13 protein-coding genes, 1 tRNA gene and 1 pseudogene are annotated in these 19,365 nt (G+C 60.5%); 8 read left to right on the forward strand and 7 right to left on the reverse strand.

What is annotated here, in order from left to right; genetic code table 11:
• The coding region (locus tag KBT70_RS10420; RefSeq protein WP_296632434.1) for a VWD domain-containing protein at positions 1-1,743 on the reverse strand (1,743 nt) is incomplete at its 3' end.
• Positions 1,744-2,342: 599 nt separating this feature from the next.
• Between KBT70_RS10420 and KBT70_RS10425 the strand changes: the two genes are divergently transcribed.
• Positions 2,343-2,606, forward strand: coding sequence for a Nif11-like leader peptide family RiPP precursor (locus tag KBT70_RS10425; protein ID WP_296632437.1), 264 nt, complete (start codon positions 2,343-2,345; stop codon positions 2,604-2,606).
• A 72-nt stretch (positions 2,607-2,678) separates the two neighbouring features.
• Here the strand turns inward: KBT70_RS10425 and KBT70_RS10430 are convergent, their stop codons facing one another.
• The 5 genes from KBT70_RS10430 to KBT70_RS10450 all read right to left on the reverse strand — a co-directional run bounded on the left by KBT70_RS10430 (position 2,679) and on the right by KBT70_RS10450 (position 11,336).
• Positions 2,679-5,876, reverse strand: coding sequence for a type 2 lanthipeptide synthetase LanM family protein (locus tag KBT70_RS10430; RefSeq protein ID WP_296632439.1), 3,198 nt, complete (start codon positions 5,874-5,876; stop codon positions 2,679-2,681).
• 722 nt (positions 5,877-6,598) lie between these two features.
• Positions 6,599-6,688 (reverse strand) — tRNA-Ser (locus tag KBT70_RS10435).
• Between the two features lie 197 nt (positions 6,689-6,885).
• Entirely contained in the window at positions 6,886-9,243 is a 2,358-nt protein-coding gene (locus KBT70_RS10440; protein WP_296632484.1) for a TRAP transporter large permease subunit, read from the reverse strand.
• Positions 9,244-9,257: 14 nt separating this feature from the next.
• Positions 9,258-10,148, reverse strand: a complete 891-nt coding sequence (locus KBT70_RS10445) for a TRAP transporter small permease subunit (protein ID WP_296632487.1) — start codon at positions 10,146-10,148, stop codon at positions 9,258-9,260.
• A 102-nt stretch (positions 10,149-10,250) separates the two neighbouring features.
• Entirely contained in the window at positions 10,251-11,336 is a 1,086-nt protein-coding gene (locus tag KBT70_RS10450; protein ID WP_296632490.1) for a TRAP transporter substrate-binding protein, read from the reverse strand.
• A 245-nt stretch (positions 11,337-11,581) separates the two neighbouring features.
• Here KBT70_RS10450 and KBT70_RS10455 point away from each other — a divergent pair, with 245 nt between their 5' ends.
• The 7 genes from KBT70_RS10455 (at position 11,582) to KBT70_RS10485 (ending at position 19,184) form a co-directional block, all read left to right on the forward strand.
• Positions 11,582-12,844 (forward strand): SulP family inorganic anion transporter, encoded by a 1,263-nt coding sequence (locus tag KBT70_RS10455; protein WP_296632492.1) that lies wholly within the window; start codon positions 11,582-11,584, stop codon positions 12,842-12,844.
• A 47-nt stretch (positions 12,845-12,891) separates the two neighbouring features.
• Positions 12,892-14,319 (forward strand): cache domain-containing protein, encoded by a 1,428-nt coding sequence (locus KBT70_RS10460; protein WP_296632497.1) that lies wholly within the window; start codon positions 12,892-12,894, stop codon positions 14,317-14,319.
• A complete protein-coding gene (locus KBT70_RS10465; RefSeq protein WP_296632501.1) occupies positions 14,316-14,963 on the forward strand; it encodes a response regulator transcription factor in 648 nt (215 codons plus the stop codon). Before KBT70_RS10460 ends, KBT70_RS10465 begins: the two co-directional genes overlap by 4 nt.
• A 368-nt stretch (positions 14,964-15,331) precedes the next feature.
• Positions 15,332-17,086, forward strand: a complete 1,755-nt coding sequence (locus tag KBT70_RS10470) for an acetolactate synthase 3 large subunit (protein ID WP_296632504.1) — start codon at positions 15,332-15,334, stop codon at positions 17,084-17,086.
• A 52-nt stretch (positions 17,087-17,138) separates the two neighbouring features.
• Entirely contained in the window at positions 17,139-17,699 is a 561-nt protein-coding gene (gene ilvN / locus KBT70_RS10475) for an acetolactate synthase small subunit (RefSeq protein WP_296632508.1), read from the forward strand.
• Positions 17,700-17,817: 118 nt separating this feature from the next.
• Complete coding sequence (locus KBT70_RS10480) at positions 17,818-18,975, forward strand: aromatic ring-hydroxylating dioxygenase subunit alpha (RefSeq protein ID WP_296632510.1); 1,158 nt, start codon at positions 17,818-17,820, stop codon at positions 18,973-18,975.
• Positions 18,972-19,184: a hypothetical protein gene (locus KBT70_RS10485; protein WP_296632514.1), complete on the forward strand. Its 213-nt coding sequence runs from the start codon at positions 18,972-18,974 to the stop codon at positions 19,182-19,184. Before KBT70_RS10480 ends, KBT70_RS10485 begins: the two co-directional genes overlap by 4 nt.
• Positions 19,185-19,248: 64 nt before the next feature.
• On the opposite strand, the pseudogene KBT70_RS10490 reads toward KBT70_RS10485, so the two are convergent.
• A pseudogene (locus tag KBT70_RS10490) lies at positions 19,249-19,365 on the reverse strand (Cu(I)-responsive transcriptional regulator); the annotation flags it as partial.

A 19,365-nucleotide genomic window follows, 5' to 3' on the forward strand; every position in this document is an offset into this window, starting at 1 on the left:
GTCGCGCCCGGTGCCGCCGCCGATGTCATCCGCGCCGTCGCCGCCGTCGATGCTGTCGTTGCCAAAGCTGCCGGACATGCTGTCATTGCCGTCGCCGCCCGAGAGCGTGTCGTTGTCCGCCCCGCCCGCAACCACGTCAGCGCCCGCACCGCCCGAGATGCTATCGGCACCAAAACCGCCGCCGATGATGTCATCCCCATCGCCCCCGTCGATAGTGTCATTCCCCAGACCACCGCCAATGTTGTCATTGCCGGGGCCGCCCGTAATCAGGTCATTGCCATCGGCCCCGGCAATCGAGTCATTGCCTGCCCCGCCGTCCAGAATATCATTACCCGCCTGACCAAATACGCCGTCATCGCCGCCCTCGCCGCGCAGCACGTCGTCGCCCGAGTTGCCGATCAAGGTGTCGGCCAGTTCCGTCCCGACACTGGCCAGAGGCACATCCAGCGCCGAGGTCAGGAAACTCGCGTCATTCGTCAGCGCGAAGTCCAGCACGGCATTCTCGAAGGCTTCGCTGCCCTCTTGCAACCCAGCCGCCAGAGCCGCTTCGCGCGCGGCGGCAAGCACCCCCGGATCAAGCGTGTCGAGCGACACGATCGCACCGGGAAAATCCGACTGGAAGAACCCATCCGGGCTCTCACCCGCCTCATAGGTAAAGAGACTGTCACCAAGGCTGCTGACCCGCCAGTCATCGCGATACCCGCCATAGAGGTCCTCGAACACCAGCGGACGCGCCAGCACGGTGCCATCAGCACGCGCGATATCGTTGTCGGGATTGCCATCGCCATCCCCGAGCAGCCCCTCGAGCGACCCCAGCAGCTCTGCATTCAGCCGCACATCGAGATCGAGCCGCCCGTCCCGCACCCGCACGACGACCTGACTGTCGCCATTGCCGATCACGCCATCGGCGCCGGGATAGACGATGGTATAAACATCCCCCCGCCGGTAAATGCGCCCCGCACCCACATCGAGCGCGTCGCCATCGGCAAGCGCCACCGCCGCACCATTCACATGCAGCGGGTCCGCATCCGCTGCGTCGATCATCACCGGCGTGCCGTCGAGATTGGTGGCAATCGCCTGATTGACGCTGACATTCTCGCCCACCGGCACCATGCGGGCCTGCAAGGCAAAGCCCTGCGCGTCGGTCGATTGCAACAACACGAATTCACCGGCCGCCTGGAAATCGTAGTCCACCCCATCCAAGGTCTTGAGATGCGGATCGCCCGAGACCCATGCCGGAAAGCTGTCGGTCGAAAATTGCGGCAAGAGATCAAGGAACGCGTCGATGATCCCCGGGTTATCAATATCCGGCCCGCCAAAGCCAAAGGCATCCAGCAGCAGCGTCTCTGCCGGCACGCCTTCGAACACCGTGCGGATGGTGTCGAACCCAACCGTCAGCAAGCTGACATCGCCCGCGGCAAAGGTTTCCAGAACTGCAATACTCTGGTTGATGACCTGCTGCACCGAAAGCCCGTCCGGCACGAGGTCAGGTGTCAGGATTGCCGAAAGCTGCGCGCGGATCGTGGGAATGATCCCGAGCAAGAAACTGAAATCCGTGGTCAGAAGGCTCGCCTCGGCTGTGTCCAACAGCGCCAGATACTCTCCGACCGTGAGGGTCTCGGGATCGACAATAAGCGCGTTGGTCAGGTCCGGATTGTTGAGAAAGGTGAGTGCCGTCAGCAATTGGGCATTCAGGGCGGTCAGATCCTCGGGGCTGGTTACGTCAAATGAGTCGGGAAACATTCATGGCTCCATTTCAATACCTGGGCTTTGTTGCAGTAATTTTGTCCGAATCGACCTTGGGTCTATCAACGCCGATGACCATGGCCGATCCGAACGCACACACCCTCAATCACCCGATGTCCCCTGCCCGGCGCCCCCCTGTTGGTGCAGACAAAGCACCAAGAGGGAGTTGCGTGAAAAAACGCGCGCGCAGGCCTTGAGGCTCGGCTGATCGATCACCTTTTTCACAGTAGCCATCACGAAACCGTGAAATCAAGAGAAGGCTTCAGGACCTGCGTCTCAAAATTGCGCGCGCGCCATGGGACACCACAGCGCCAAGCGGGCGTCTCACCATTGTTCAGAGTCCGTCGCTGACCAAGGATGAGACGCGGACGCAAAGCGTGTGCGCGACCGTAACGCCCGTGCCTTGGGCAAAGCGGTAGGTCGTCTCGGCGTCGCGCAGCGTTCCAAATGCGCGAGGCTTTGCTCCGGCATTCCCCAAAATGCCTCCGCCAAAGATCAAACGACTGTCGCAATCGAGAGATTTTCTTGACAAACGCCCTTATCCAGCTCTGAATTAACGCAATTTAGATAAATGTAGTAGTGCAAGGGGTTTTGAAATGACCGAAGCGGAATTAGGCGCATTCATTGCAAAGTTGAAGAGCGACATCGCTCTCCACGAGAAAATTGGTCAGGCGCGGGATGCCAAAAGCTACGCGGCCATCGCGTCCGAGGCAGGGTTCCAAATTTCTGCGGATTGGCTGGAGTTGGAGCGCGCAAAGCTGTCAGAGGCAGAATTGGAAGGAATCGGTGTCCGAGGGACAACGACCTACATAAGCCAGCCGTGCAGGCCGAGCTGCGGCATCACATGGGATAACTGTTAGGCATAGACCTTGGGGGCTTTGACCTTCGACTATCCGGGGCCCATGCGTCCGGACGTAGATGTTCTGTTTCTTTCACAGACTTTCAGACCTCAACAGACCACCGCTCATAAGAATAGCGGTCGTCCTTTCTGCGGCACGATCCTCCATCAACGACAAACCCATTCCGCTAAGCCCGCTGAAAAATCCCGGTGCCTTGAGTGACTGTCCGCCAGGACCTGCGCAACGCAGGCTCACGTCCTTGTCATTACACCGAAGCAAGGCGCGCGACCGCTGTTCGTTAATCTTTTCCACAGCGCGAGCCTTGAGCCAAGCCGCAAGTGGCCAAGGTCCAGAGGACAGGATACGAAGGACCGACATCAGCCCTAGGTTGCCACAGCAGAGATGATCTCGGTTGCGCGGTTCCAGAGCGATGAGCTTCACCACCGCAAACTCGATTTCTTGCGCACAGATATCATCCCACAAATCCGTGCCCCAGAGACAGGCCCTACCCAAACCGACGCCCGGTGCGCCATTGCACCAATGCTCCAGAAAATGAACTGGTTGCTCGTCCGCAAGAGTGCCTGCATGGGTTGGCCAGTTGCCTGTCTCAGAACAGAAGTGCGCCCGTTCAAGCGCTAGGGCGGCAGCGGCCCCCGTTCGAAACCGCTCTTGCCCCGTGACGTGATGGAGCGCGGCCAGCGCGGCGGTATAACCAGCGGTCCCATGAGCAAAACCCAAGGGCGCCCGCCCGCCCCCCTCGCTCTGCCATCCACCGTCTTTGGTTTGCTGCCCGAGCAGATGTTCCCCCGCCGCAATGGCGTGGTCGAGCGCAGCCTCAGTGCCAATCCGCAGCATGGGTCCAATCATGCCCGCGGACCCACCCAAGAGATCCATTTGGTGATCTGCTTTGACAAAACGAGGTCGGAAGGCCGCAACAATCCGATCGACGGTGGCCCTGTCCCCGAGTCTCTCAAGGGCAAGCAGAACCCCGCCGCAGCCGCTCAGACCAAGGGATTGGTCGCGCCACCAGCGGGCTTGGTTCTCATCTGAGTGCTGCTCGCCCAACTCGTGCAAGGGTCGCAAAAGGGCCGACTGCATGGCATCAGACCCGGCGGGGTCTTGGGGCAGGTCGCGCAGATGATGCAGAAGCAGGGCTAGACCAATCGAACCGCTATAGAGCGAAAGACCCACCGGGCCATAGCTGAAGCTCGCACCATCCTCGCCAAGCGTTGGTCCCAACCACTCCACATAGCCTTGCGGGTCATGGATCGCCAGATCACAAAGCTCACGTGCGATCCGCCCTGCCGCCTCGGTGCCGTTTAACTGAGATGATAACGACTGGCCAGCGAACCAACCCGGGTCGTCAGGATCAGACATGCCACGATCGGCAACCTGCATGTGCTTGGATTGGACAACACCGCGAATGAGGTCGATTTGAAAGTCGATCTCCTGACTGGAGAGATCAAGGAGTCGCTCTTTGGCGGCGGAAAGTCCGCTACGTGCAAAAAAACCACGTATTGCGTCGCCTGAACTGTTCAGGTCCAGAACATCACCGTCGATAAGGTGGGAAAAGAACGGAACGTCCAATTGTTGCAACTGTCGACGTTCTTCGGCGAGCACAGGCCAATTGAGTGGACGCGTTTCGGCCATCAGGTAACTGCGCGCCATCTGTTCCAGTAAAAGCGACCTTTCCAGAGCAGAGCGCAGCGCCGCTGGCTCCAACATCTGCCGCAATATAGCGGAGTAGACACGTGTCGCACGCAAGACGATGCGCCGCGGAAGTCCCGCAAAAAGAGACAGCCCCTTCCCTTCCGCCAGCAGGGATTGCCGCGACGCGACCAAGAATTCACATTGCTTCCGAAACCCGTCACAGAACACGTCCAGATGCTGGGCAAACGGATTACGCTGCCCAAGGCCAACCGGCAGGCTCGTCACGAGATTGGCCTGTCTCATCAGCTTGCCCGGCATCATCCCGTCGCTGTTTATCCCAAGCCATCCCTGCACTGGTTCGGTTTCGCGCAACGGAGGTTCAATACCCAAGGCGCTCACGTCGACGGGGAATTTTGCGTCACCCAGAAAGATCCACTGCGGTAGCAACCCGACGCGAAGAACGGAGGTCAGAAATCGCTCTTGAAGTCGAGTTTGCTTGGCCATGGAAGTTTGCGCACATGCCTCCATGACATGATCTGGCATCTGCGGTTCAAACAAGGTTTCAGTGTCCACCAGCACCAGATGGTCACCACAGGCGATCAGGTTCTCATGGTGACAGTCGGTGCAGCCAAGAACATGCAGGATTGCCGTAAGACGGCCGGCATTCCGATAATGGCTTCGCAACTCTTCCTCATCAGCACAGGGTCGATGCGAAACATGTTCCATATACCCATAATCCCTGCAGGCATACACGGTCAGGTTCCGCAGAGGTGGAAGGTCGCTTGTTTCGTTGCATTCATGCAGCAGCGCATTGTAAGCAATATCAACACGCAGATCTTTTGGCTTGTAGACAATCTGGCACATGCCATCCGCGCGAGACGATGCAAAGGTGAGAATGGCAACGGATTGGCCTCCATTGTGCGGGTCACCCAGGTTCTGCTCTATGTCACTGAGAGAATGGGTGGCAGGGATCGAGAACAGTCGATCAAGAGCCTCTCGATCCTCGTTTACACGTCGCAATAGCTGGGCGCTCCCACTCAGCCAAAGCGCGAATACCGTGCCGATCAAACGGCCAAGCTCTGGAAAGTCTGCAAATAAGGATGACAGACCATCGCGGCGATGGTCTTGCACGAACCGGAGGTAGCCTGTGCGCAGGGGCGGACCAGAACCATCGCCAGAGATACCAAGATGCGCACGGACAATGTCGGCCGGAAGGCGACCATTGCGAAATCTGTCCCAAAGGACCCGTTCACCCAAAGAACAAAGCCGCGCGATGAGTTGATCTGCCATTTTTTCAAGGACGCCAGGGGCAATTCTTGGGCTCAGAGGGATCAGTGCTGCGGATAATTGCGATACGGCAAGAGCACGGATCGGCCACCATATATCAAGAAACGGGCGCTGCTCATCGACGGCATATGGGACAAGAGCAGCGTCCCAAGACCGTTGCAAAGCCGAAACGCATAATGCCAAGGCGGGTTGCCAGGCAAAGAGATCGTCTCGATCCCGCATAGCCTGGTTTAGAAGGTCGGCGAAACCAGTTTCCGTTAACCCATCCCAATCAAGTCGGCGAATAAGCTTTTGCGGTTCGTCCGGCGCAACAGTCTCTATCCAGCGTCCCGCCCAATCAAGATGTGGGCTCATGGCGCAGTCGCAACGTCTTGCGAGGGGAACTCACCACGCAGTCTTTCGCAAGAACAAGGAATCACCGGCACCCTCCTTCCAAGTCCCGGCAGCAGAAGACTTGGCAATATCAATAGCATGGCTTGAACGCAGACCTTTAAAATCCTTCATGTTGCGGGGCACCGGGTATCCTCGGCACCTGCTTCACTCAGTTTCTGCCGTCTCATCCTGAAGTCAACGGCTGACAGGATGCCGTTGTTCGCCTGCCTGCGGTGCTGGTTCTAGAATATCTCGGTGCCTTCCAACCGTCCCGCCCTCGCGCGTCGAATTGCGGGCCGCAATCCGCGCCGCAATTTTCGGGTTGCCGCCCGTTGGCGCTGTTGATGTCAATGTAGAAACGACCCGGAGTCCGTCTGTCCTGCACTGTAAAACCGAGGGCGTCGCGGTTGCATCCGTCAATGTGCGAGACATTTGATAAACTGGGAACCGCTCAACGCAGGTCCGTTTGTCATGCCCCCACAGTTCAAAATGACATGAGATGGCCCCCGAAACCGGACCATCCTAAAAGCCTCAAAAATTCAAGAAAGCAAAAGACGCAGCGCACCCGGAGAATATCAGCCCAGATAGACCGCTTACGCGCCACCCAGAAGCAAGAACGGTGCTCACCCCCTCGCACACCCCTCGACATCAACGGAAAAATCCGGCCGGAGCCGGATTGGGACAATTCGTATCAGAAAGGCAAGTGGCGGAGCCGATGGGATTCGAACCCACGAGACGGTTTCCCGCCTACTCCCTTAGCAGGGGAGCGCCTTCGACCACTCGGCCACAGCTCCGCCGACGCGTATAGCCGCCCCTGTGGGAGAGTTACAAGGCCAAATTTCGACTGTTTGTCCGATCCTTTGCGCTGCTTTCGCAAAAAGCCAGACAGGCCCCTGCCAAGGCACAAAAGAGGTCTGGCCGATGCGGGCCAGACCTCTGTGCAAACGGGTGACGGGCCCACCGGACGATGGGCCGCGGCGCCTGCGCAACCTCAGTTCGCCATCAGCGCCGGGGCTATCGTCACGATGGATGGGAAGAACCACAGAATGCCAAGCGCCCCAAGCTGGATCAGCACAAAGGGGATCACCCCGCGATAGATATGCCCGGTCGTGACCTCTTTGGGGGCCACCCCGCGCAGATAAAACAGCGCAAAGCCGAAAGGCGGCGTGAGGAACGAGGTCTGAAGATTGACCGCAATCATGATCGTCACCCATTTTGGATCAAAGGTGCCGCCATAGATCACCGGCCCCACGATGGGGATCACGATATAGATGATCTCGAGGAAATCGAGCACGAAGCCAAGGACGAAGAGGACCAGCATCACGATCAGGAATACCTTGAGCTCATTGTCAAAGCTCTTGAGGAACTCCTGGATGTAATGCTCGCCACCAAAGCTGATGACCACGAGGTTCAAGAGTTGCGAGCCGATGAGGATGGTAAAAACCATGCTCGTGACTTTGGCCGTCTCGCGCACCACCGGGGTCAACACCCCGCCCGTATAAAGCACCCAGCAGGCGAACAAGAGCCCGAACACCGCGTAGAGATAGGCGGCATAGGCAAAGAAGAACGCTACCCAAGACTCAAAGCTGACGCCCGCCTGATTGATCCGGAGGTCAAAGTTGATGCCGATCAGGATCGAGAGCACCACCGCCAGCGTGGCGAGGATGATGATCTTGGGCGACCGGTCCTGGTCGCGCAGCTTGCGGTATGCCGCAAGCATGATCGCCCCACCGGCCCCCAGCGCTGCCGCCGGGGTCGGGTTGGTGATCCCACCGAGGATCGAGCCCAGCACCGCCACGATCAGAACCAGCGGCGGAAAGACCACGCGGATCAGTTCATTCTTCGCCATCCGCCCAGCCCCATGGGCACAGCCGTAACAGGCCATGGCCAACGGGATCAGCAACAAGAGCACCGTCACCCCTGAAGAGGTCGAAGGCCGGATCAGCAGGATATCCACCAGAAGACCCAAGAGAATGCCCAGAGCCCCGATCAAGAGCGGTGCGGGATTGGCTGACGGCGCCACACCCCGTGCCACCGCCAGCGTCAGGCCCAACATCACCATCAGGGTGGCAACGCCCGTGCCGATAGGCGCGGCATCCGCCTCTTTCTGAACGCGAAGTGCCGCGATTTCCTCGGGCGTCAGGCGCACGCTCTCGGCCACACCGCCGGCAGCGTCAATCCCCTGTTGCTCGGCCACGGCCGCATCCCATTTCGACTGACCGTGCAATTCGATCATCGCCGCCTGACACTGAGGGCTGACATTGGTGCGCAACGACGCGGATTTGCCCTGATCGCTGAAACTATCCACAATCAGGCTCTGACTTCCAACCATACCAAGTGTCGAAAGCAGCATGACCCCAGCAATCAGCGCCACAGGGACACCCAGAAACCACGTAAAGCCCTCACCGCGGGTGATCACCTCGCCGCGTGGGCCGCTGGCGATCTGCACCGCCGGGGCCTTGGACGGGTTCACCAGCGCATAGCCAAAGGCATAGAGGCCATAGAGCACCGCGAGCAATATCCCCGGCAAGAGCGCCGCCTGAAAGAGCGTGCCCACCGACACCACCGCAGGCTCGCCCAGATAGGTCAGCGCATCGGTGCAACCTGCCGCTTGCGCCCGGTTCTCCTGCGCCACGGAATAGAGATCGCCCGCCAGCGTGCCCAAGAGCACGATCACGATAGAGGGCGGAATGATCTGCCCCAGCGTGCCAGATGCCGCGATGACGCCCGTCGCCAGTTGCGGGCTATAGCCCGCGCGCAGCATCGTGGGCAGGCTCAAGAGGCCCATTGTCACCACTGTCGCGCCCACGATCCCGGTCGAGGCCGCAAGGAACGTGCCCACCACCACGACCGACACCGCCAGACCGCCCGGCAGCGGGCCAAACACCCGCGCCATGGTGGTCAAGAGATCATTGGCGATCTTGGAGCGTTCGAGCGTGATGCCCATCATCACGAACATCAGCACCGCCAGCAGCGTCTCGATCGACGCCCCCGCCAGCACCCGCTCGTTGATCCGATTCACAAGGAAGGACACGTTGCGATCCAGCGCCACTTCCCAGCCCAACGGAAACACCGGCTGCGCCGCGCGTGGCAAGTCCGGGTATCGGAACACCGAGATGGCATCGGGCCGCACACCGCTCGCCACGATGGAGTTATAGGCCTCGCTTGATGTGTCGATGGCCTGATGAATCAGCAGCCCCGCGCTATCCAGCCCGGCAATGATGCCAAACGCCACAATCCCCGCCCCGCCAATGGCAAAGGCCACAGGAAAGCCCGATAGAATACCCCCAAAGAGGCACAGAAATACGATGATCAGCCCGATCTCGACCCCGTCCAGTCCGAATAGCATTGGTCCCTGCCCCTTTAATGTGTGCCTTCAAAGGCTTCTTCGCCCTCGCCCAGCGTGTCGCGGTCGAGGTATTTGCCCAGACTGTCGGGGCCTTCCTTGTATTCCAGATAAGAGCGCCAGAAGAACGCCATGGCATGCAGGAACACCATCCCCGCAAAGAGCACCAGCAACACCTTGAACAGGAAATAGCCGTTGAACCCGTTGGGGCTGAACCCGATGGTTTCCACATTCCAGCGCAACGCGCGGGATTTCATCAAGAGCTTATCGAGCGGTTCGTTAGCTGAAGGGTTCGGCACGATCAGGTGCCGCCACATGAAGAACCAGCCATACATCCACGTCAACACCGCCATCGGCATCATGAAAATCAGACTGCCTGCCATGTCGATGATCTTTTTGGTGGCATGGCTCACGGGCGCATAAATCAGGTCCACCCGCACATGCCCGCCTTGGACAAAGGTATAGGTGGCACAGAGCGTCACGATCAGCGCGTTATAGAGCTTGAGCTCTTCGGAATACCAACTGATGTCGAGTTGCAGCGGAATACCGATCCCGAACACCATATCGGGGCGGGCAAAGATCCGCTGGATAAAGACGATCAGGATTTGCTGGATCACCATGATCAGCCCGGCCCAGGCCGTAAAGCGACCGACCGTATTGGCCATCCCCTCGAGCCCGCGCACGCAGCCCCACATAAAGGCGTTTTTCCACATGCCCACGGCGGTGAGCACCAGAAACACCGTGAACGCCACAAAGAAGAACTCGATCGAGCCGCCATAATAGACGACCCGCATGATCGCCTCTTTGTCGGACCAATCCAGCCAGCTTGCGGGATGGCTGAGGGCATAGGCCAGATTGTAAAAGGCCATGCCGATATTCTGGAAAATCCAGAGAAAAGCGTCCAGCATCCTGTCCCCCTGACGCGCGGCGCTGCGGGCCCGCGCGGCCCGTCATCCGATTGCGGCAGGCCCCGGCGTCCGGGGCCTGCCAATCAAACCACCCTACCGGGATCAGCCCAGAACGCGGTCGCGCTGCGCGGTATAGGCGCCGTCCGACTTGTTGATCCAGGCCGAAGACGACTTCAACGACGCCATGTAGCTGTCATAGACGCGCTTGTAGATCTCGTCGCCCATGTTCTCCTGATGCACAGCATCCGAGGCCTGACCAAAGGCATCCCAGACGGAATCCGGGAATTCCAGTGTCTTGACACCGTTGGATTGCAGACGCTGCAAGGCCGAAGAGTTGTTGGACAGGAACTGTGCGAGGTTCCACTGATGCGCCTCGGCACAGCCGATCTCGACCATCTTCTGTTGCGCAGGCGTCAGGCTCTCGAACACTTCACGGTTCATGCCGATCGACAGACCCGCGCCCGGCTCGTGGAAACCGGCGGTGTAGTAGAACTTGGTGATCTCTTGGAACCCGGCCTTTTCATCGGCCCAGGGCCCGATCCACTCAGTGCCGTCAATGGCGCCCGAGGCCAGCGCCTGATAAACCTCGGCACCCGGAATGTTCTGGACCGATGCGCCCAATTTGCCCAGAGCAAGACCGCCAAGGCCCGGCATCCGGAATTTGAGACCGTTGAAATCCTCCGGCCCGTTGATCTCCTTGGAGAACCAGCCACCCGCCTGCGCGCCCGTGTTGCCCGCAAGGAAGGATTTGAGACCAAAGATCTGCCCCAACTCGTCATGGAATGCCGCACCGCCGTCGTGGTAATACCAGTTCACCAGCTCCTGCGCGGTCATGCCGAACGGCACCGAGGTAAAGAACCCATAGGCCGGGTGCTGACCGACGAAATAATAATCGGCCCCGTGATACATATCGGCCTGACCAGCGGTCACGGCGTCGAACACCTCGAACGCCCCCACCAACTCGCCCGCGCCCTTGACGTCGATCACGATACTGCCATCGGCCATGCCGTTGATATTGTCGGCAGCGCGCTGGGCGGCGTCAAACACACCTGCAAGGCCCCGACCCCATGTCGTGACCATGGTCAGATTGCGCACGCCTTGCGCATACATCGGCGCAGCCAGAGTCGAAGCCGCAACCGCAGCCCCGCCACCCAACGCGGTATTTTTCAGAAAAGAACGACGATCCATTTGGTTTCCTCCCCATTATTATGACAGTGCCGCCACCTCTCTGACAGCACCCGGACCCTGTGTAGTGGGCGAACCTTAGCGACGGGTTTTGCATCTGCAAATACCGACTACTGCGTAGAAACCGGGGGCTGGCACAAACTTTTCGAGGTGATTTTCGGGGTCAAGCCGGGTCTTTGCATACAATTGCGCACCCAGCTCACGCTTTGTGCTTGAAACCGGATCGGCGCGGGTGTTGAGATTCGCGCATGAAACCCAAAATCTTTTCCACCTTGCCGGGCTATACCGGTGCCCTCTTTCGTGCGGACCTCTTTGCAGGGATCAGCGTGGCTATGGTTGCGCTGCCGCTCAGCATCGCGATTGCGATTGCCTCGGGCGCGGACCCCGCCTCGGGGCTGACAACGGCGATCATCGCGGGCTTTCTCATCTCTGCCCTAGGGGGCAGCCGGGTGCAGATCGGTGGCCCCACCGGGGCCTTCATCGTCGTGGTATACGGCGTCATTGCCGAACACGGACAAGACGGGCTGATCCTTGCGACGCTGATGGCGGGCGTGATCCTTGTGGTCGCGGGCCGATTGCGCGCGGGCAGCCTTGTGCGCCATATCCCTGAGGCGGTGATCAATGGCTTTACCATCGGCATCGCCATCATCATCGCCACCAGCCAGATCAAGGATTTTCTGGGTCTCACCACCGAAAGCCTGCCCGCCGAGTTTCTCGAAAAGATCGAAGCCCTCTGGCACGCGCGCGACACGTTCAATCTGCAAGCGCTGTTGATCGGTCTCTCAACCATGGTTCTGATCGTGGGCCTGCGCCGCGCAGCCCCGCGTTATCCGGGCCTGATCGTTGCGGTGGGGCTGACCTCTGCCGCTGTGGCGCTCTGGCATCTGCCGGTGGATACCCTCTTGTCGCGTTTTGGCCCCCTGCCCAATACGCCCAATATGCCAGTGCTGCCGGATCTCAGCCTTGCGCGGATGATCGACCTTCTGCCATCCGCCCTCATCATCGCCTTTCTGGCAGGTGTGGAATCGCTCCTCTCCGCCGCCGTGGCGGACCGCATGATCGGCGACAAATCCCAACCCAATGCAGAGGTTGTGGCCAATGGCGTGGCCAATATCGGCTCGGCGCTCTTTGGTGGTCTGCCTGCGACCGGGGCGATTGCCCGCACCGCCACCAATGTGCGCGCAGGTGGACGCACACCTGTGGCGGGGATGATCCATGCACTCGTGATCCTGCTGGTCATGCTGCTCGCGGCCCCCTTGGCGGGCTATTTCGCCATGCCCGCCCTTGCTGGCCTCTTGATGCTGATCGCGTGGAACATGTCCGAGCCGCACAAATGGCGCAGCTACATGGCTGACCGCCCCTCGGACCGGATGCTGCTCTTGCTGACGCTTGTGCTGACCGTGCTGGCCGATCTGACCGTTGCCATCGGGGTTGGCGTGGCCTTGGGCCTCGCCCTGCGCCTGCGCCGCCGCGATGTGCCCCCCGCCGATTGGCATCCGCCCGAGCATTGAGGCACGAGACACTGGAAATGCCGCGCATTTGGCCCTATCGCTGATCCATGCAACGCCTTTTCGCCCGCATCCGGCTCAATTACGGCCAAAAGCTCTTTCTGGTCGCCACCCTGCCGCTGATCCTCACGGCACTGGCGATTTCGGTCGTGGTCACGCTGCAATCGCGCCAGCTGGCGGAACGCGAGATCGAAACCCTCGAAGCGCAACTGATCGAGGCCAAGCGCGCGGAACTCAAGAATTACCTCTCCATCGCCCGCACCGCATTTGTGAACATCTACGGGCGCGCGGCGCCCAACGACGAACGTGCCATGGAACAGGTCAGCCAGATCCTCGCTGGCATGCTCTATGGGCAGGACGGCTATTTCTTTGTCTTTGACTATGACGGCACCAACCTTGTCAGCCCAAGACGCACCGAACTCATCGGCCGCAACTGGACGGGGCTCGAGGATGAGGGCGGCCAACCCATCACCGACGAGCTCATTCGCCTCGCGCGCACCGGCGGCGGCTATCACAGCTATGAATGGCCCAAACCGTCGACCGGAGAGCGCGCGCAGATGGTGACGTATGTGATCGGGCTTCAGGATTGGCGCTGGGCCGTGGGCACCGGCGTGTTCATCGACGATGTGGTGGCCACCGTCACCGCCTCGCGCGAAAAGGTCGAGGCGCGGGTGGAGCGCACCTTCTTCTATATCGGGGCCGCGATGCTGATGGCACTCTTGCTCGTCTTCGTCTCGGGCCTCTTCATCAACATCCGCGAGCGCCGCCTTGCCGATGCCAAGCTCAAGAAACTGACCCAGCGCGTGTTTGACGCCCAAGAAGAGGAACGCGGCCGCGTCGCGCGCGAACTCCATGACGGTATCAGCCAGATTCTCGTCGGCGTGCGCTATGCGCTTGATACCGCCAAGCGCCGCCTCGCGTCGGGCGATGCGCGCGCCGCCGATACGCTGGAGCGCGGCATCACCCACCTCTCGGGCGCCATCCAAGAGGTGCGCCGCATCAGCCGCGACCTGCGTCCCGGCGTTCTCGATGATCTGGGCCTCGGCCCCGCGCTCAAAACGCTGGCCGAAGACTTTGGCAAACGCACCGGCATCGTGACCGAATTCAGCACCGTTGTCTTTCGCAACCGTCTGGATGACGAGGCCAAGATCGCGCTCTACCGCGTGGCGCAAGAGGCCTTTACCAATATCGAACGCCATTCCGGCGCCACCCGCGTCACCGTCGATGTCCGCGGCCATGCCCGTGGGGCAACGCTGCGCATTGCCGACAATGGCTGCGGCATTGACCACGCCAAACCCTCGGGCACCCCCGGTGGTGGTCTGGGCCTGCGCAACATGCAGGAGCGTGTCGAGCAACTGGACGGCACGTTCACGGTCATCTCGGGCAAAACCGGCACGACGATCGAGGCCAACGTGCCCCTCACCCACCTCTTGCCGCCTCAAGAGCGGCCTAACCCCAAGGAAAAGGCCCGCGCATGAGCCAAAATCCCATCCGGATCGTGATCGTGGATGACCACCCGATGGTCGCCGAAGGCATCCAGTCCATTCTCGAAAGCTATGATGACGTCGAAATCCTCGCCACGCTGGGCAACGGGCAGGCCATCATCGACCGGGTCGAGGCGCTTGATCCCGATGTGATCCTGCTCGACCTCAACATGCCGGGGCTGGGCGGGTTGACCACAACCGAGATCATCCTTGAAAAGCGCCCCGACACCCGCATCCTGATCCTCAGCATGCACGACAGCCCGGAATATATCTCCTCCGCACTCAGCCACGGTGCGGCGGGCTATGTGCTCAAGGATGTGCCGACTGACGAGATCAAACGCGCCATAGACGCGGTGATGACCGGGCAGCGCTATCTCTGCACCGGAGCCAAGGGATCACTCGAACCCTATGAGAATCCTGACCGCGAACAACTCACCAACCGCGAACAGACGATCCTCTTGCAACTGGCCCAAGGCAAATCCAACAAGGATGTGGCGCAAGCGCTCGATATCTCGGTGCGCACGGTCGAGACCCATCGCAAGAACATCAAACGCAAACTCGGCATCGCCTCGACAGCGGGGCTTACCCGCTATGCGCTCGAGCATGGCGTGTTGCAGGGAACGGGCGTCCGGCTATGATCCGAGCGGCCAGATGAAAGCCGCGCGCGCAGCCCCGGCGTCACGGGGGCGATTCCCGCAAAATTGCTGCCTTAAGAGACTGTAAAAACGGGAAACGCACGTTCAGACCCGCTTTTGCGCAATAAATGCAAAGATTTCATCCCGTTTTGCGACATTTTATCCACCAAATCGGCTTGACGCCCCCTGCCCCCGCACCTAATGTCCGCGCCACGCAGAACGGAGTCGCCCGCGTGGACACACTAGTATTCATCGTAGGTCATTGGCGCATGGGCCGGTAACGGACACCCGTCGGGTCCCCCATGCGCCCCCGGAAAACCGGGGGCTTTTTTATGCGAACTGAATTGACGTCATATACGGAGCACGAGCACATGACACGTCAGATGACCGGAGCGAAAATGGTGGTCCAGGCCCTCAAGGATCAGGGCGTGGATGTCGTATTCGGGTATCCCGGCGGCGCCGTACTACCTATTTATGACGAGATCTTTCAGCAAAACGACATCCGCCACATCCTCGTGCGCCATGAACAGGCCGCCGTGCATGCCGCCGAAGGCTATGCGCGCTCGACCGGCAAACCGGGCGTCGTGCTTGTCACCTCTGGCCCCGGGGCCACCAACGCGGTCACGGGTCTGACCGATGCGCTGATGGATTCCATTCCGCTGGTGGTTCTGACCGGACAGGTTCCCACCTTCATGATCGGCAATGACGCCTTTCAAGAGGCCGATACCGTCGGCATCACCCGCCCCTGCACCAAGCACAACTGGCTGGTGAGCGACACCGCGCGCTTGGCCGACACGCTGCATCAGGCCTTTCATGTCGCCACCACCGGCCGCCCCGGCCCGGTTCTGGTCGATATCCCCAAGGATGTGCAATTCGCCTCGGCCACCTATACATCACCGCAACACGCGCGCGTCTCGCATTATCAGCCCCGCGTCAAAGGCGATATCGAAGGGATCACCGATCTGGTGGCCGCGCTTGAAAAGGCCAAACGCCCGATCTTTTACACCGGCGGCGGCGTCATCAACTCTGGCCCCGAGGCCACGCGCCTCTTGCGCGAACTGGTCGAAGCCACCGGCATCCCGACCACGTCGACCCTGATGGGTCTGGGGGCCTACCCCGCCAACGGCAAGGCCTGGATCGGCATGCTCGGTATGCACGGGCTCTATGAGGCGAACATGGCCATGCATGGCTGTGACCTCATGGTCAACATCGGGGCACGGTTTGACGACCGCATCACCGGGCGGCTCGACGCGTTCAGCCCCGACAGCATCAAGGCGCATATCGACATCGACCCTTCGTCGATCAACAAGGTCGTGCGCGCAGACATCCCGATTGTCGGCGACATTGCCAATGTTCTGGCCGATGTGCTCGAGGTCTGGAAGGCGCGCGGTTCCAAACTCAACCGGGAAGGCATCGCCAAGTGGTGGGAGCGCATCAATGAGTGGAAAAAGGTCGATTGCCTCAAGTTCACGCAAAAGGGCAAGACCATCAAACCGCAATATGCCCTCGCCCGGCTCGAGGCGCTGACCAAGGACCATGACCGCTATATCTGCACCGAAGTGGGCCAGCATCAGATGTGGGCGGCGCAGTATCTGGGCTTTAACGATCCCAACCGCTGGATGACCTCTGGCGGGCTTGGCACCATGGGCTATGGCTTTCCGGCCTCCATCGGGGTGCAGATCGCCCATCCCGAGGCGCTGGTGATCAACGTCGCAGGCGAGGCCTCGTGGCTCATGAACATGCAGGAAATGGGCACGGCGATGCAATATCACCTGCCCGTCAAGCAGTTCATCCTCAACAATGAGCGCTTGGGCATGGTCCGCCAATGGCAGCAATTGCTCCATGGCGAGCGCTATTCGTCTAGCTGGTCGGAATCCCTGCCCGATTTCGTGAAACTGGCCGAGGCCTTTGGCGCCAAGGGCATCCTCTGCAAGGACCCCGCCGATCTCGATGACGCGATCATGGAGATGCTCAATTATGACGGCCCGGTGATCTTTGACTGTCTGGTGGAAAAGCACGAAAACTGCTTCCCGATGATCCCGTCCGGCGAGCCGCATAACAAGATGCTCTTGGGCGAGGCAAGCACCAAGGACGCCATCAAAGAGGGCGGCGCGGTGCTGGTGTGACGCGGGGCTCACCCCACCACCAACCACGCCCGATCAACAAGGAAACCGCATAATGTCCGCTCTGCAAATCAAAAAAGGCTCGTCCAAACATTCCGCCTATAACCTGCGTCCGACCTTTTCGGATGTGCAGGAAACCCATACGCTTGCGGTGCTGGTCGATAACGAACCCGGCGTTCTGGCCCGCGTTATTGGCCTATTCTCGGGTCGCGGCTATAACATCGACAGCCTGACCGTGGCCGAGGTGGATCACACCGGCCACACCAGCCGCATCACCATCGTCACCACCGGCACGCCGCAGGTGATCGAGCAGATCAAGGCGCAATTGGGCCGCATCGTGCCCGTGCACAAGGTCAATGACCTCACCGTCGAAGGCCCGAGCGTCGAGCGTGAATTGGCGCTGCTCAAGGTCGAGGGCACCGGCGACAAGCGGGTCGAGGCCCTACGCTTGGCCGATATTTTCCGCGCCAATGCGGTCGACAGCACGCTCACCAGCTTTGTGTTCGAGATCACCGGCGCGCCCGAGAAAATCGACGCCTTCGCTGAATTGATGCGCCCGCTTGGCCTTGTCGAAATGGCGCGCACTGGCGTCGCGGCCCTGCCCCGCGGCCTCTGACCGGGGCCGCTGCGCGCGGGCTTGTCGCGGGATTGACGCGCCGCGTCGCAGACAGGCGCGGGGCGGGCGCGGGGCTCTGGCAAACTATGCGCCAGCCCCAACCCCCGGAGACGCCAAAATGCCCGCGCTGACCGATCTCACGAATGTTCGCACACCCGTCGCGCAGGCCAACGGCCTGCCTAACGCGCATTACATCGACCCGGCCGTCTTTGAAGAGGAAAAGCACGCGCTCCTCTTCAGCCAATGGGCAGGGCTGGCGGTCGGGGCCGATGTGCCGGAACCGGGCGACGCCAAGCCGCTGGAATTTCTCGGCATGCCGCTCTTGCTCTTGCGCGACAAGGACGGTCAGGTGCGCGTCTTTCAGAACATCTGCCGCCACCGTGGCATGATCCTTGTCGAGGAACCGCGCAAGATCGAGGGCGCGATCCGCTGCCCCTATCATTCGTGGTGCTATTCGACCAAGGGCGCGCTCGTCTCGACACCGCATGTCGGCGGACCGGGTCACAACACCCATGAGAGCATCAAGCGCGACGAGTTGGGCCTGACCGAGATTCGCAGCCATATCTGGCGCGATGTGGTCTGGATCAATGTCTCGGGCGATGCCCCCGCCTTTGAGGACGCGATGGCCGATCTCATCACCCGCTGGCGCGAATTTGATCTGCCGGTCTATCACGGCGGGGCCGACAGCCGCTTTACGCTTGAGGTGAAAACCAACTGGAAACTCGCGGTCGAGAACTATTGCGAGAGCTATCATCTGCCTTGGGTCCACCCCGGCCTCAACAGCTACTCGCGGCTCGAGGATCACTATCACATCGAGAAACCGGGCGAATATTCCGGTCAGGGCACGATGGTCTATCGCCAACTGACCAATGAGACCGGCGCGACATTCCCCGACTTCGCCGAAGTGGGCGCAAAATGGAACGAACAGGCCGAATATGTCGCGGCCTACCCCAATGTCCTCTTGGGCGTTCACCGCGACCACGCCTTTGCCATCATACTGGAGCCGAAAGGGCCCGAGCGCACGGTCGAACATATCCACCTCTATTATTCGGTCCCCAATGCCGATGGTGGGCTACGCCTGCGCAATACCCAGCTTTGGAAAACCGTGTTCGAAGAGGATATCTTTGTGGTCGAGGGCATGCAGCGCGGTCGCCACGCAACCTATTTCGACGGCGGGCGCTTTTCGCCGGTGATGGACAGCCCCACGCATTGCTTCCACGCTTGGGTGGCAGGCCGGGTCGAAGCGCATCGCGCCATGGCCCACGCCGCGGAATGACCGATCTCGACAGCGCCATGATCCACGCTCATGAAACGGGCGACCGGGCGGCGCTGATCACGCTCTATACACAGGCGGCAGACAGGGCCAACACCCTTGATGCCGCCTGTTTTTTTCTAACTCACGCCTATGTCTTTGCGCTCGAGGCAGGGGCGGTCGAGGCCGCGCATCTGCACGCCCGCCTTGTCGCCCATGGGCGCGAGGCATAGCGCCTCCCGCTTCTTTTTGGCTCAAATACTCCGGGGGGTCCGGGGGGCAGCGCCCCCCGCCTCTTCAGCCTTCGGCCAGATCGCGCAATATGGGGCAATCGGGCCGCGCGTCCCCGGCACATTCCCGCACCAGATGCCGCAACGTGGCTTGCATCGACTGCAACTGCGCGATCTTTTCCTC

The sequence above is a fragment of the Roseovarius sp. genome (assembly GCF_018066915.1).
Lineage (GTDB): Bacteria > Pseudomonadota > Alphaproteobacteria > Rhodobacterales > Rhodobacteraceae > Roseovarius.

What these genes read in the sequence shown, in the direction of transcription:
- KBT70_RS10425 (WP_296632437.1), top strand. Translation starts at nt 2,343, where the DNA reads ATGACCGAAGCGGAATTAGGCGCATTCATTGCAAAGTTGAAGAGCGAC.
- KBT70_RS10450 (WP_296632490.1), bottom strand. Translation starts at nt 11,336, where the DNA reads ATGGATCGTCGTTCTTTTCTGAAAAATACCGCGTTGGGTGGCGGGGCT.
- KBT70_RS10485 (WP_296632514.1), top strand. Translation starts at nt 18,972, where the DNA reads ATGACCGATCTCGACAGCGCCATGATCCACGCTCATGAAACGGGCGAC.
- KBT70_RS10445 (WP_296632487.1), bottom strand. Translation starts at nt 10,148, where the DNA reads ATGCTGGACGCTTTTCTCTGGATTTTCCAGAATATCGGCATGGCCTTT.
- KBT70_RS10455 (WP_296632492.1), top strand. Translation starts at nt 11,582, where the DNA reads ATGAAACCCAAAATCTTTTCCACCTTGCCGGGCTATACCGGTGCCCTC.
- KBT70_RS10480 (WP_296632510.1), top strand. Translation starts at nt 17,818, where the DNA reads ATGCCCGCGCTGACCGATCTCACGAATGTTCGCACACCCGTCGCGCAG.
- ilvN (WP_296632508.1), top strand. Translation starts at nt 17,139, where the DNA reads ATGTCCGCTCTGCAAATCAAAAAAGGCTCGTCCAAACATTCCGCCTAT.
- KBT70_RS10460 (WP_296632497.1), top strand. Translation starts at nt 12,892, where the DNA reads ATGCAACGCCTTTTCGCCCGCATCCGGCTCAATTACGGCCAAAAGCTC.
- KBT70_RS10465 (WP_296632501.1), top strand. Translation starts at nt 14,316, where the DNA reads ATGAGCCAAAATCCCATCCGGATCGTGATCGTGGATGACCACCCGATG.
- KBT70_RS10430 (WP_296632439.1), bottom strand. Translation starts at nt 5,876, where the DNA reads ATGAGCCCACATCTTGATTGGGCGGGACGCTGGATAGAGACTGTTGCG.
- KBT70_RS10440 (WP_296632484.1), bottom strand. Translation starts at nt 9,243, where the DNA reads ATGCTATTCGGACTGGACGGGGTCGAGATCGGGCTGATCATCGTATTT.
- KBT70_RS10470 (WP_296632504.1), top strand. Translation starts at nt 15,332, where the DNA reads ATGACACGTCAGATGACCGGAGCGAAAATGGTGGTCCAGGCCCTCAAG.